Source organism: Nocardia transvalensis (assembly GCF_015477765.1).
Taxonomy (GTDB): Bacteria; Actinomycetota; Actinomycetes; order Mycobacteriales; family Mycobacteriaceae; genus Nocardia; species Nocardia transvalensis_A.
In genome coordinates this window covers 21,040-33,304 of the sequence record NZ_JADLQQ010000006.1, presented here as the reverse complement: position 1 = coordinate 33,304, position 12,265 = coordinate 21,040, and the positions used below count along the sequence as shown (strand labels likewise).

The following is a 12,265-nucleotide window of genomic DNA, read 5'->3' as shown; positions in this document are numbered from 1 at the left end:
CGGCCTTTCGGGTGGAGCGGGTCAGGTCCGGTCGGCGAGGTCGGAGACGATCTGTCGCAACCCTTTCCAGGATTCGACATCGTCCTCGGAGCCGGTGTGCGGGTGGCGGAAGCGGTGGACGTATTCGGCCACGTCGGCGAGATCCCAACGGCGGCGGTACAACTCGAGCAGCTCGGGGCGCAGGGTCGTGCCGGTCGCCTGCGCGTAAGCGGTCAGCAGCGAGCCGTCATCGGGGTCGAGGTCCCACAGATCGCGTTCCGGGGGCGCGATCAGGGCGGTATCCCAGTCGATGAGCCGCCAGCCCTCGGCGATGCGCATCGTATTGGCCGGATGCGGTTCGCCGTGGGTGAGCACCGCGCGTTCCGGTTCGGCGCGCGCGAGTTCGGCGAGTTCGTCGTATCGGGCCAGTTCCGCACGGATCGCGGTCGCTTTCTCGTGCAGGAGGTCTCGCATCGGGGCGGCATACGGCCCGGCGTCCGGAACCTGGTTGTCGGCGAGGGCGAGGGTGAGTTCGTCCCGGTGGGCGATAACAAAATCGTCGGCTTGCGCGTGCTCGCACCCTGGGGTGGTGTGCACCGCGACGATCATGTCGAAGACCGCGCGGCGGTGGTCCTCGTCCCGATAGGTGCCGAAGTCGTAGCTCGTCCCCTCGAGATGGGGGTAGCAGGCCAGTGCGAAGCGGTCGCCGATCCGTGCCAGGACTGTGCCGTCGCGGCCACGAATCGGTGCGACGACGAAGTCCAGCCCCGCCTCCCGCAGTGCACGAGCGGTAGTGAGGGCCGCGCACAATCGTTCGAAAGCAGCTGTGTGGGAATCATCGAGCGATTTGCGGCGCAGATCCAGTTCGTCGACGGTCACGAACCGGCGCTCGCCGCGGCGGTCGGCCACCGCCCAGTGGTGGCTGCCGAAACCGACCGGCCGATACTCCAGCGAGACGGGCTCGATGCCCCAGTGGCGCAGGGCGGCGGCAACGGTGTCGTCCGGTAGGTCGGCGGGCGGAGTCAGCACGAGTCGCAGCATATGCGGAGCCACCGACAGTGCTCGCCGCCTTTTCGCCCTGGCAGACAGCCGCACCCCTTACTGACATCCGCACCCTTTGCAGGGCCTTGCGAGGGGTGCGGATGCGTACACGGGGTGCGGCTGCCAGGTCCCTGCGACCGGTGGGTGCACGGGTTCAGCGGAGGGTGACCACGACCTTGCCGGTGGCCGTCCGGTTGTCGAGGGAGGCGACCGCCGCGGCGGCCTGCTCGAGCGGGTAGACCACCGGCTGCGGGGGCGCGATCTTGCCCGCGGCCAGCAGCGGTTCCACCTCCGCCCACTGTTCCTGCAGGTAGCCGGGATGCGTCAGCACCCACTCGCCCCAGGCCGCGCCGACCACTTCGACGTTCTTCAGCAGCAGGCGATTCACCTTGACGATGGGGATCTCCCCCGCGGTGAAGCCGACCACCAGCAGCCGTCCCGCCGAGGCGAGCGAGCGAATGCTGTCGGTGAAACGATCACCGCCGACCGGGTCGAGCACGATGTCCACGCCCCGCCCGCCGGTCAGTTCCTTGACCGCAGCCAGCCACCCGTCGGTGAGCACCACATTGGTCGCGCCGTTCGCCCGTGCCACCGCCGCCTTCTCCTCGGTGCTCACCACGGCGATCACCCGGCCCGCCCCGAGCGCGCCGGCCATCCGCAGCGTCGAGGTGCCGATACCGCCCGCGGCACCGTGCACCAGCACGGTCTCCCCCGCGGCGAGCCGACCGCGGTTGCGCAGGCAGAAATGCACGGTCAGGTCGTTGAACAGGATGCCCGCGCCCGCCTCCAGGGAGATGTTGTCCGGCAGCCGGAACACCATCTGCACGGGAGCCACCGCCACCTCGGCCATGGCATTGCCGAGCAGCGTCAACGCCAGCACCCGATCACCCGGCCGCACATGCGCGTCCTCGGGTGCCTCGCGCACGATCCCGGCCACCTCGCCGCCCACGACGAACGGCAACTCGGGCTTCATCTGATACAGCCCCCGCGTCATCAGCACATCCGGAAATGCCACCCCCGCCGCATGCACATCGATGACCACTGCACCCGCCTGCGACGCGGGCTCCGGAATATCGACGATCTCGATGGCTTCCGGTCCCTCGAGCTTGCTCACCTGGGCTGCACGCATATATCGACCTCTCTGTCCGGGGCTGTGCGCCTAAGTTAACCGCTCTTCGCGACCGGGTGTCCACAGGTGCCGCGTTTGTTAGGCTTGGGCCCGCTGAAGAGAGCAAATGAGGGGGACTCATGGGTGACACACCCGCCGTGCGTCTCGAGCCGGGGACGCTCGTGACCTTCGCGAAGAATCTCCGCGACGAAGCGGGCACCGTCGCAAAACTGAACTCCGGCTTGGCGAATGCGGCCACCGCGCTGCCCGGAACCACGTGGGACGCCACGTGCCAGCAGGCCAAGGATTCGGTCGACAAGGCGTTGCGCCGCATCGGCGATCGGCTCACGACGCTGGCCGACAGCATCGAGCAGGCGGGCAAGGTTTTCATCCAGACCGACGAGCAGTTCGCCGATGATCTCGCGAAGGTCGGGTTGCGCCAATGACCCTCACGATCTCCGACGTCGAGAAATGGGATCCGGCCCAACTGGCCACCGCCGGTGCGTCCGTCGGGAAACTGTTCGCCGACCTGGACACGGCCATCGCCGGAGGCGTCACCAGTGTGGCGACAATCGGGTGGGAAGGTAAGGCCGCCAAGGCCGCCGAAGATCGCATGACCGTGGAGAAGCTGCGCGCCTCCGAGGTGAGCCAGGCACTGGTCGCGCTGCAGAAGGCCCTGACCGATCAGGTCGACAACCTGACCAACGCCAGGCAGGCCGTGCTCGACGCACGGAATCGGGCGCTGCATCCGGGTTCGGACCAGACGCCGCCGACCGAGGGATTCGAGGTCGCCGACAACGGAGTGGTCACGGCGACGGCGCGAAAGGCCTACTGGGACAACCAGGGCACATCCAGCGACCCGAACAGCCCGCCCGCACTGAATCCCCTCGAGGTCCAGACGAAGAGCCTCGAAGAGGATCTGAAAGCCGCCCAGCACCAGAGCGCGATCACCAATGCGCTGAAGCAGGCCGAGATCGTCGCGGAGGCGGCGACCAAAGCCGTCGGCGAGGCGAAGGCGAAGGTCGATCAGGCGTACAACCGGATGGGCGATCCGGTGACCGGGGCGGGCGGGGTGACACCGGCTCCGGCGTCGACCGCCCCCAGTTCCGTTGCCGCGCCGGAGGTTCCGGTTGCCGGGGCACCGGTGTCGAATGGGGCAGGGGCGTCGCAGCTCATGAGTGGGGGGACATCTTCGGGTGGGTCCAGCAGTTACTACAGCGCAGGCGGTGGCGGCGGGTCCTACGGCGGCGGGAGCGGTGCCTCGAGTTTCGCGGGCGGCACCTCGTTCTCCGGGCCGGTCAGTGGCGGACCGCCGCAGGAGATGCCGAGTGGCGATGTCGCACAGTGGATTGCGGAGGCCAAGCGGATTCTGATCGAGATGGGCTATCCGCCTGAGATGATCGATGAGAACGCGATCGCCACGATCATCAAGCACGAATCGTCCGGCAACCCACTGATCGAAAACAAATGGGACAGCAACTGGGCTGCTGGACATTCGTCGAAAGGACTGATGCAGACCATCGACAGCACATTCAACTCCTACGCCGTTGATGGCCATCGCAACATCTATAACCCCGTCGACAACATCGTGGCCGCCACCCGGTACGCGATCGACCGGTATGGCTCGTTGCAGGATGTGCCAGGTGTCGCGGCCGTTGCACAGGGCAAACCGTACGTGGGTTACTGACGGTCAGAGGCTATTGGCCAGCAAGGCATATTGAGCCGCTGCCCGCTGCTGGGTCTCCCACAACCGGTGCCCCAGAACCAGCGCGGCATACCGTCCGTAAGCGACGAAGCACCTGAATTCGCCCTCATCCCTGGCCGTCAAGTCTCGGACACAGACAGAACTTGGAACCCCTTCTGGAGGATCCACCGGCGAGTGGGTCGCTGGATCGCCCAGCGCGGTCGAGTCCCCGACGAATCGCTCTGCGGCCGAGGCATCTCGGGTACGGAAGACGAAAACCGTCGGGGTTACCGAGACGCGGTCCACGCCTGCACGTTCCAGTACCGGGTACCGCCCGGCCTGATCGAGAATATAGTTCAGATAGCCGGGCAGGCTGTACACCACCTCCCCTTGCCCATCAGGTGGTGGGACGACACCTGAATTATGTAGCGTACGAGCCAGAAGGCGGTCAGGGTCGCGTGGCAGATCCTCCAACATGTCCACCGGCGTCGGTAGGAAGCGGTCCAGTTCAGGCAGCTCCACGTCAAGATAATGCTGGGTTATCTCGACCAGCCTGCTCAAATCTGGCGCTCGAGAATCCGCCAGGATACTTACTACGTAAATCCCATGCGCGGTAGTACTTCCCAACGTCGGGACAGATGGCCGCCAATGAGCTACGGAACCCGGGTAGTTCGGCAGCCGAACCGCCACGTTCTCCGAGTGGGCAGCGAAATCCGCACCATCGATCTCGATCGCAGCAGACTTGGCCGAGGCCACATCGGGAAAGCGGAGTACGGTAACGGCCAATCCTTCCCGCCCGTGCGTGTTGCGCGTGGCTTTGTCGAGCGGCATGACATCATCAGCGGAGGCGGTGGAGAACCCGACTATGAAGCCGTACTTGGTGAGTATCGGCACCGCAGAAACGTCCAGATATTGTGCTACCGAACGCGAATCGACGTGTGTGCTGGCCGAAGCACCCACGGAATACTTGGCATCGACCAGATAGGGACTACGAACCGCCGCAGCCATCCGAGCGGCCTCGAGCCTCAGATACCCCGTCCGGTCGAGTCGGGTTTCCAATCGGGGAGTGGTGGTCGGAAAGTTGCCCGTCTCGAGAGTCCGCACGTCGATCTCGGCCGGCTGGCCATTACCGGCCGTCGTGGATGAGCAACCTGCCAGGAGCACGGTCGCCACAGCAATAGCCCCTATAACGGCCGATGAACGTCGCCGAAGCACCATTATTTCACCTCGGGTAAATTCTGCATGATGTATGACAAGATCGATTGCGCGCTTACGCATCTGATCCCGGGCAGTGCCTGATTCAACATGTTGTCCACCCGAACGGTCACCAGCTCAGCAGTTCCGTCGTCGAGAATCCGGTACGGCGCCTGACGTGTGCACGACGTAGAATTCAATTCCTGCTCGTCTACATAAACCACGCGGGCAGGATCGATGTCTATCGGTATCGGCTTGGGTAGCTTTTGCGGTAACGCTCCGTGCGACAGCAAAACGACTACAGTGTTGCCACCCACCCATTTGCAAGAGTGCAACTGATCTGGCCGCCCCGGAACTTTGTCGCCGATTTTCAGCTTCGTAGTAATGTTATCCACCAGCGAGCACGGGTCCTGCCTGGCCAGCGAGTGCCGGATATCAGGCAACATCGGCGGCCCGGCCGAGAGCCGTTGGGCGAGTTGAGTGATTGCCTTGTTGGCGTGGCCGCAGGCAACTCCCTTGCCGGATGAACCCTGCGCCCGGAGAGTGATACCGAACTGCGGGTCGGTCTTCGCGGGCAGCAATGCCAGTGTGCACGAGTCGTTTCCGGCTGCCATGTCCTCGAAGATCGGGACACCGTCCACCGTCCGGCCGGTGTCCCGATACCCATCGATCCGCTTCACAGCCAATTCGAACTGATGGCCTCCGGCTTCGCCCTGGCAGGTGCCCCATTCGGGCAACGTCGGCGGGCGTGCCCACGGCCCCAGCGATGGATCCAGTGGCTGCCGCATCAGTGCGCACGCGTCGAGTGAGCGCAGCTTCGTGAGGTTGAGACCGGCGAGCGGATTCGCCACGGTGGCAGCGTTATCGCCCTCCCCGGACAGGGCGGAGACTCCCGCAACCAGGGCTCCGACGAGGATCACGACGGCAGCCGAAACCACTGCCAGGAAGCGCTTTCGACGGCGATCGGCGCGGTCTGCCTCGGAGGCGGCCGCGATCCGCAGCAGCCGCTCCTCGAAGTCGAGGGCCAGCGGTCGCGACGTGGTCGTCTCGTCGACACCCGCAATCTGGGTGGCCTCCGGGTCCGAGACCAGCGCCGCCAATTCCCGTGACTGCTCGGCGATCGCGGAATGTATTGCGGCCGACCAGGGTCGGGGCCGCGGCGGTAGCGGTCCCACGAAGTCGAGGATCTGTTCCGGTGTCGGACGCGCATGCGGGTCCTTGTGCAAGCACGGCTCGACCAACTCCCGGATCTCGGGTGGCAGACCGCTCAGGTCTGGTTCGGTGTGGACGATGTTGTACAGCGTGAGAGGCATCGATCCGCCCGCGAAGGGACTCTTGCCGAGTGCCGCCATCGCGAGCACCGCGCCGAGTGAGAAGATGTCGCTGGCCGGGGTCAGGGGTTCGGACTGCGCCTGCTCCGGGGACATGAACGCCGGAGATCCGATGATCGAGCCGGTGTGGGTCAGGTCGGAGCGTTCGTCGACGGCGCGGGCGATCCCGAAGTCGATGACTCTGGGACCGTCGTCGGCGAGAATCACGTTGGCGGGCTTGAGATCTCGGTGGATGAGTCCGACACCGTGAATTGCCTGCAGTGCGGCGGCCAGTCCGACCGCGAGGGTCCGGATCTGGCCGGGCGCGAGCGGGCCGGACAGCTCCACCGCGCGGTCGAGTGGCAATCCGGGCACGAAAACCGAGGCCAGCCAGGGCGATTCGGAGTCGACATCGGAATCGACCACCGCCGCGGTGAAAGCGCCGGAGACGCGTGCCGAGGTCTGCACCTCGCGCCGAAAACGCGGCAGGAAGTCCGTCTCCTCGACCAGATGGGGGTGCACCTGCTTGATGGCGACGAGGCGGCCGTCCGGTCCCACGCCGAGGAGGACGCGGCCCATTCCGCCCGCGCCGAGCTGCCCCAGCACGCGGTACCGTCCGATGCGAGAGGGGTCGCCGGGTGCCAATCGTGTGACCATCACAGCACCAATCGCTTGACGACCGTGGTGAGTACCGCGTTGTTGATGTCACAGGCGTTGCCGACGGCGGGGCCGGTCGGATGTGCGGTGACGACGGCCATTTCCGCGCGATCCGCGACCGTGGGTTGCACCGTCAGATAGCTCGCGCAGGTGCCGTCGGATTCGACCCGCCGAGCCCCGTCGTGCGGCAGCAGCTGTAGCTCGTCGCCGAGGCTGAACAGTTCGTATTCGGGATCGGTGTCCACGCGTTTCGCCTCGATCATCCGGATCTGCATGCTCAGTGCGGGCCCCTGCCACCGGCAGGTGTGGATGTCGGTCTGTGTCGGTTGAATTCCCGGACCTACCGCCTGTGCGACGGCGGCAGGGTCGGCCGAGGCGCACGGGTCGGCGGCCACGACCGAGCGGCCGGGCAGCGCGGCGGCCGGAGGGTCGGTAACCAACCGGGTGACAACGCTTTTCAGCCCCGCCATCGCCAACTCGCACGAATCACCGTCCGCATCGGTGATTTTCAGGTCGATACCGAGCCTCGGATGTTCGCGGGCCAGGATCGCCCGTCCGCACGAGCGGGGATCGGTCGTGGTGTCGAGCACGGGGCTGCCGACGAGGGTGTCCGAGGTCGGCTTCGCGGACGCGACCGAGGTCCCGACGCCGACGGTCATCGTCGGTTGCTTCCCGTCCGGGGTGACGAATTTCGTCGTGCACACCGACGAGTTCGTGAAATCGGGCCGGACCGGCTGCCCCAACGACCCGACGACGTCGGTGCCGAGCAGCTTGCAGGTGTCGACCCGGCGCAATTGGTCGTCGGACATCGACAGTGTCCGGTTCGCCAACGGGTCGGGTGGGGTGGCCGATCCGCCATTCGTCAGCACGACCGCCGCCGCACCACCGGCAGCCGCGACGGCCGCCGCGCCGGCCGCTATCCATCGAATCGGACGGCGGGCGCGCAGTTCGGGAGGGCGGCCGTCGGTCCGGACGCAGCGCTCGGCCTCTGCCCGGCCGTCCTCGATCCGCCACTGAATGCCTGCGGGCCACCCCGCACGCGCCGAGATCGACCCCACCGACTCCAACACCTGCACCGGCGTCGGCCGGTAGGCAGGGTGCTTGGACAGACACGCATCGACCACCGGCCGCAGCACCGCCGGGACGCCGGAGGTGTCGGGTCGGCTGTGCACGATGTTGTAGAGCGTCTGCGGGGTCGATGCGCCGAGGAATGGGCTCTGCCCGGTCGCGGCCAGCACCAGCATCGCGCCGACGGCGAAAACGTCACTGGCCGTCGTGAGTTCGCGGCCCTCGGCCTGCTCGGGTGACATGAAGGCCGGGGAGCCGATCAGCGATCCGGCGCTGGTCAGCTGGGTCTCGGCGGCCAGCGCCCGGGCGATGCCGAAGTCGATGACGCGGGGGCCCCCGGCCGAGAGCAACACGTTGCTCGGTTTGAGGTCGCGGTGAATCATGCCCGCGCGGTGTATTTCCAGCAGAGCGGACGCCAAGCCCGCGGTGAGCAGCCGCAGCCCACCGAGCGGAATCGGACCGAAGCCGTCCACCGCCTCGCGCAGCGACGGGCCGGGTACGTAGATCGAGGCCAGCCACGGATCGGTGGCGTCCGGGTCGGCGTCCATGACGGCGGCCGTATAGGCGCCGGTCACCCGTTGCGAGGCTTGGACTTCCAGGCGGAACCGGGCTCGGAATTCGGGGTTCTGGGCCAGATGGCGGTGGATCATCTTCACCGCGACCAGTCGGCCGTCGGGTGCGCGCCCGAGTAGTACTCGCCCCATGGCGCCCTGGCCGATTACCGCGATCAGCCGGTGGCGTCCCGCCCAATGCGGATCGTGCGGCCCCAGCGGCTTCACCGTGGTCCCTCCCCTCGCTACCTCATCGGGGGGATAGTACCGACAGGGCCGTGAGCGCAGCTCGGGAGAGGCCGTTGCGATCGGGCAAATCGGGCATTCACTACGGGTGAGTAGAGGCGACTGGACGTCACAGTGTGACGTACGCCCCGTAAAGTCAGTGACAACAGCACGCACGAGAACGCAGCACACCGTGCAGCGCGAGGAGCACCAGTGTCACTCGATCAGCCACTCGCCCCGCTTCCCCAGGAGGGCATGGGCTTTGCCTCGGCGTGGCCCGTCCGGGCTGGTGATGTGGATCCGTACAACCGGCTGCGGTTCGACGCCGTGGCCCGCTATCTCCAGGACATCGCGGAAGAGGAATTGCACGCCGGATTCTTCCATCGCACCGATCCGAGCTGGATCGTCCGCCGCACGGTGATCGATGTGGTGCGGCCGATCCAGTGGCCGGACCGCGTGGAGTTGCGCCGGTGGTGTTCGGCGATGTCCACCCGCTGGACCAATATGCGGGTGCGGATCACCAGCGAGAACGGCGGTCTGATCGAGACCGAGGGCTTCTGGATCAATATCAACGAGTCGACCAACCGGCCCACCCGCATCAGCGACGAGGGTTTGGCGCATCTGGCCCGCACCGCCACCGAGCAACGACTGCGCTGGCGGCCCTGGCTGACCGACGCCACCCCGGCCGAGTCGGACACCGATCTGCCGTTCCCCGTGCGCGCCACCGACATCGACCAGTACAACCACGTCAACAATGCCGCCTACTGGCAGGCCGTGGAGCACTACCTGGTCGACTTCCCGAAGCTGGTGGCGGCCCCGCATCGCGCGGTCATCGAATATATCGCCCCGGTGTTGGCGCGCCAGCACATCAGCGTGCGCAGCCGCTACGAGCCGGGTGATCGCACCGGACATCCCGTGCTGCGCCTGTGGTTCGTGGTAGGCGGCACCACCACGACGGCAGTCCGAATCGGCCCACTGCCGAACTGACCCGCATCCGCACCCCGCGCATACAGCCGCACCCCTTCCAGGCCCTGCAGAGGGTGCGGATGCGAGCAAGGGGTGCGGCTGGGCTGGTGGAGGTACGGGGTGCGGCTGGGGTTAGGGGCGGGAGGCTTTGAGGAGGTCTTCTCGGGTGGTGTATTTGACGCGGGGGCGGCCGCTGGAGCGGCCGGCGGTGCGTTCGGCGGTGTCGATCGCCTTCCAGCCCTCGCGGTCTACCAGGTCCGGCTGGCGTTGGGTCAGGAGGGATTTCAGGTCGGTGCGGTCGCCCTGGGGGGCGGTGAGTTTGCCGGAGGTGAAGTCGACCAGGACGTGGTCTACGGTTTCGGCGGCGTCGGTGCGGTTGGAGCCGATCACGCCGCGGGGGCCGCGCTTGATCCAGCCCGTCACGTAGACGCCTGTGAGGGGATTGCCGTCGGAGACCACGCGGCCGCCCTCGTTCGGGACGATGCCGGTGCGTTCGTCGAAAGGCAGGTCCGGGACCGGCTGACCCCGATAGCCGATGGACCGCAGCACCAGCGAGGCCGGGATCGTCTCGGTGCGGTCGGTCGCCCGCGCCACCAGCGAGCCGTTCTCCGAGACCAGCTCGTTGTGCACGTACCGGACGCCCTCGACCCGATCGCCACCGGTGAGCTCGGCCGGCGAGGCCAGATAGCGGAACACGATGCGCTTGTTGCCCGGATTCGGCGCCTGGGCCGCATACTCCCGGGCCAGCTGGTATTTCAACTGCAGCGACGGCTCGACCTCCGGATCGTCCAGCAGCGCACGGCTTTCCGGATCCAACTCCAGTTCGGCCGGATCGATCACGACGTCGACCCCCCGCAGATAGCCCAGCGCGAGGAACTCCGGCGAGGTGTACGCCGCCTGCAGCGGCCCGCGCCGCCCCAGGACCACGACCTCACGAATAGCGCTCTGGCGCAAGGCGTCCAGGGCATAGTCGGCGATATCGGTCTTGGCCAGCTCGTCCGGATCCAGGGTCAGCACGCGCGCCACGTCGAGGGCGACATTGCCGTTGCCGACGATCACCGCCCGCTCGCCCGACAGGTCGAAGGTGCGCTCCGCATAGTCCGGATGCCCGTTGTACCAGGCCACGAACTCGGTCGCGGAGTGACTGCCGGGCAGATCCTCCCCCGGCACCCCCAGCCGCCGGTCGGTCGAGGCGCCCACCGCATAGATCACGGCGTGATGGTGGGCCAGCAGCTCCTCGTGCGAAATATGCTTACCGACCTCGACATTCAGGTGGTACTGCAGGGTGTCGCGCCGGAAGGCGCTCTCGAACATGTTCGACACCGTCTTGGTCCCCGGATGATCGGGCGCGACACCGGCGCGGACCAGCCCCCACGGGGTGGGCAGCCGGTCGAACATCTCCACCTCCACATCGGCGCGCCGCAGCAGTTCGTCGGCCGCATAGCAGGCGGCCGGGCCGGCGCCGACGATCGCCACCCGCAGGGTGCCCAGTTCCTTGGGCGGGCGGGCCGGGGTGACCAGCGGATCGAAGTTCGACTCCAGCGGGTGCCGCTCGAAATACGTGGCGTTGATATCGCGGAACCGCGCCAGGGAAGCCGTGAGATCGTCCTCGGAGAAGATGGCCTCCACCGGGCAGGCATCCACACACGCACCGCAGTCGATGCAGGTGTCGGGGTCGATGTAGAGCTGTTCGGTCGTCGCGAACTCGGGTTGCTCGGGAGTGGGACGAATGCAATCGACCGGGCACTCGGGTACGCAGCTGGCGTCGTTGCAACAACGCTGCGTGATCACGTAGGCCATATCTCGCAGATCCTCGAAACATCACGGGGATACCCCACCCCGGTGGGACAGGGCATGCGTCACAGCCATGACCCGCGAGCCGATGATGTGACGCCTCCTTCAGTGTGCCTCGAGAGTGAGCTGCGTCTCCGATATGGGGGCGCGCCGCAGCGACGAGTCGGGCCGGGCGGCGGCTTACCGTAGTGCCCATGGTGCGCACCCTGATCCTGATGCGGCACGGCAAATCCGGTTATCCGGAGGGCGTGGCCGACCATGAGCGCCCGCTCGCACCGCGCGGCCGCCGCGAGGCCGGGCTGGCCGGCGACTGGTTACGCGCGACGCAGCCGCCCATCGACGCGGTGCGCTGCTCGACCGCGGTTCGCACCCGCGAGACGCTGACCGCGACCGGCATCACCGCGCCGGTGGTGTTCGAGCCGTCGATCTACGAGGCGTCCCCGCGCACCCTGATCGAGCTGATCCAGCTCACCGACGCCGACGTGGACACGCTGCTGCTGATCGGGCACGCCCCCGGGATGCCGTGGACCGCCTGGGAATTGGCGGCCAACCGCGGTTCGGCACCGGCCGAACAGCTCAGCCGCAAATTCCCCACCTCGGCACTGGCCGTGCTGGAATTCGACCGACCGTGGGCGGACGCGGACCCGGGCACCGGCGACCTGGTCCGGTTCCACGTACCGCGCTAGTC

Annotated in this window: 10 protein-coding genes; 4 read left to right on the top strand and 6 right to left on the bottom strand. The window is 67.0% G+C overall.

All coding sequences use genetic code 11. From position 1 onward, the window contains the following. Positions 1-21 precede the first annotated feature (21 nt). Both IU452_RS18265 and IU452_RS18260 read right to left on the bottom strand, forming a co-directional pair. Positions 22-1,008, bottom strand: a complete 987-nt coding sequence (locus tag IU452_RS18265) for a phosphotransferase (RefSeq protein ID WP_195110299.1) — start codon at positions 1,006-1,008, stop codon at positions 22-24. Positions 1,009-1,174: 166 nt separating this feature from the next. After that, the gene (locus IU452_RS18260; protein ID WP_195110298.1) at positions 1,175-2,149 is read right to left on the bottom strand and encodes an NADPH:quinone oxidoreductase family protein; all 975 of its coding nucleotides are present in this window, start codon (positions 2,147-2,149) and stop codon (positions 1,175-1,177) included. Between the two features lie 119 nt (positions 2,150-2,268). Here IU452_RS18260 and IU452_RS18255 point away from each other — a divergent pair, with 119 nt between their 5' ends. Next, positions 2,269-2,574 carry a type VII secretion target gene (locus IU452_RS18255; protein ID WP_195110297.1) on the top strand — a complete coding sequence of 102 codons (306 nt, stop codon included), beginning with the start codon at positions 2,269-2,271 and terminating at the stop codon, positions 2,572-2,574. Continuing rightward, positions 2,571-3,815 carry a transglycosylase SLT domain-containing protein gene (locus IU452_RS18250; RefSeq protein WP_195110296.1) on the top strand — a complete coding sequence of 415 codons (1,245 nt, stop codon included), beginning with the start codon at positions 2,571-2,573 and terminating at the stop codon, positions 3,813-3,815. The genes IU452_RS18255 and IU452_RS18250 overlap by 4 nt, the downstream gene beginning before the upstream one ends. 3 nt (positions 3,816-3,818) lie before the next feature. Here the strand turns inward: IU452_RS18250 and IU452_RS18245 are convergent, their stop codons facing one another. The 3 genes from IU452_RS18245 to IU452_RS18235 are packed head-to-tail and all read right to left on the bottom strand — an operon-like array spanning position 3,819 to position 8,820. After that, positions 3,819-4,985 (bottom strand): DUF7373 family lipoprotein, encoded by a 1,167-nt coding sequence (locus IU452_RS18245; RefSeq protein ID WP_195110295.1) that lies wholly within the window; start codon positions 4,983-4,985, stop codon positions 3,819-3,821. Positions 4,986-5,029: 44 nt separating this feature from the next. Beyond that, positions 5,030-6,973, bottom strand: coding sequence for a serine/threonine-protein kinase (locus IU452_RS18240; protein ID WP_195110294.1), 1,944 nt, complete (start codon positions 6,971-6,973; stop codon positions 5,030-5,032). Continuing rightward, complete coding sequence (locus IU452_RS18235) at positions 6,973-8,820, bottom strand: serine/threonine-protein kinase (RefSeq protein WP_195110293.1); 1,848 nt, start codon at positions 8,818-8,820, stop codon at positions 6,973-6,975. Before IU452_RS18235 ends, IU452_RS18240 begins: the two co-directional genes overlap by 1 nt. 210 nt (positions 8,821-9,030) lie before the next feature. Here IU452_RS18235 and IU452_RS18230 point away from each other — a divergent pair, with 210 nt between their 5' ends. Next, a complete protein-coding gene (locus IU452_RS18230) occupies positions 9,031-9,804 on the top strand; it encodes an acyl-[acyl-carrier-protein] thioesterase (protein WP_195110292.1) in 774 nt (257 codons plus the stop codon). A gap of 111 nt (positions 9,805-9,915) precedes the next feature. Here IU452_RS18230 and IU452_RS18225 read toward each other — a convergent pair whose 3' ends face one another. Continuing rightward, the gene (locus IU452_RS18225) at positions 9,916-11,583 is read right to left on the bottom strand and encodes an FAD-dependent oxidoreductase (RefSeq protein WP_195110291.1); all 1,668 of its coding nucleotides are present in this window, start codon (positions 11,581-11,583) and stop codon (positions 9,916-9,918) included. A 188-nt stretch (positions 11,584-11,771) separates the two neighbouring features. Between IU452_RS18225 and IU452_RS18220 the strand changes: the two genes are divergently transcribed. Further along, positions 11,772-12,263 (top strand): SixA phosphatase family protein, encoded by a 492-nt coding sequence (locus tag IU452_RS18220; RefSeq protein ID WP_195110290.1) that lies wholly within the window; start codon positions 11,772-11,774, stop codon positions 12,261-12,263. Positions 12,264-12,265 lie beyond the last annotated feature (2 nt).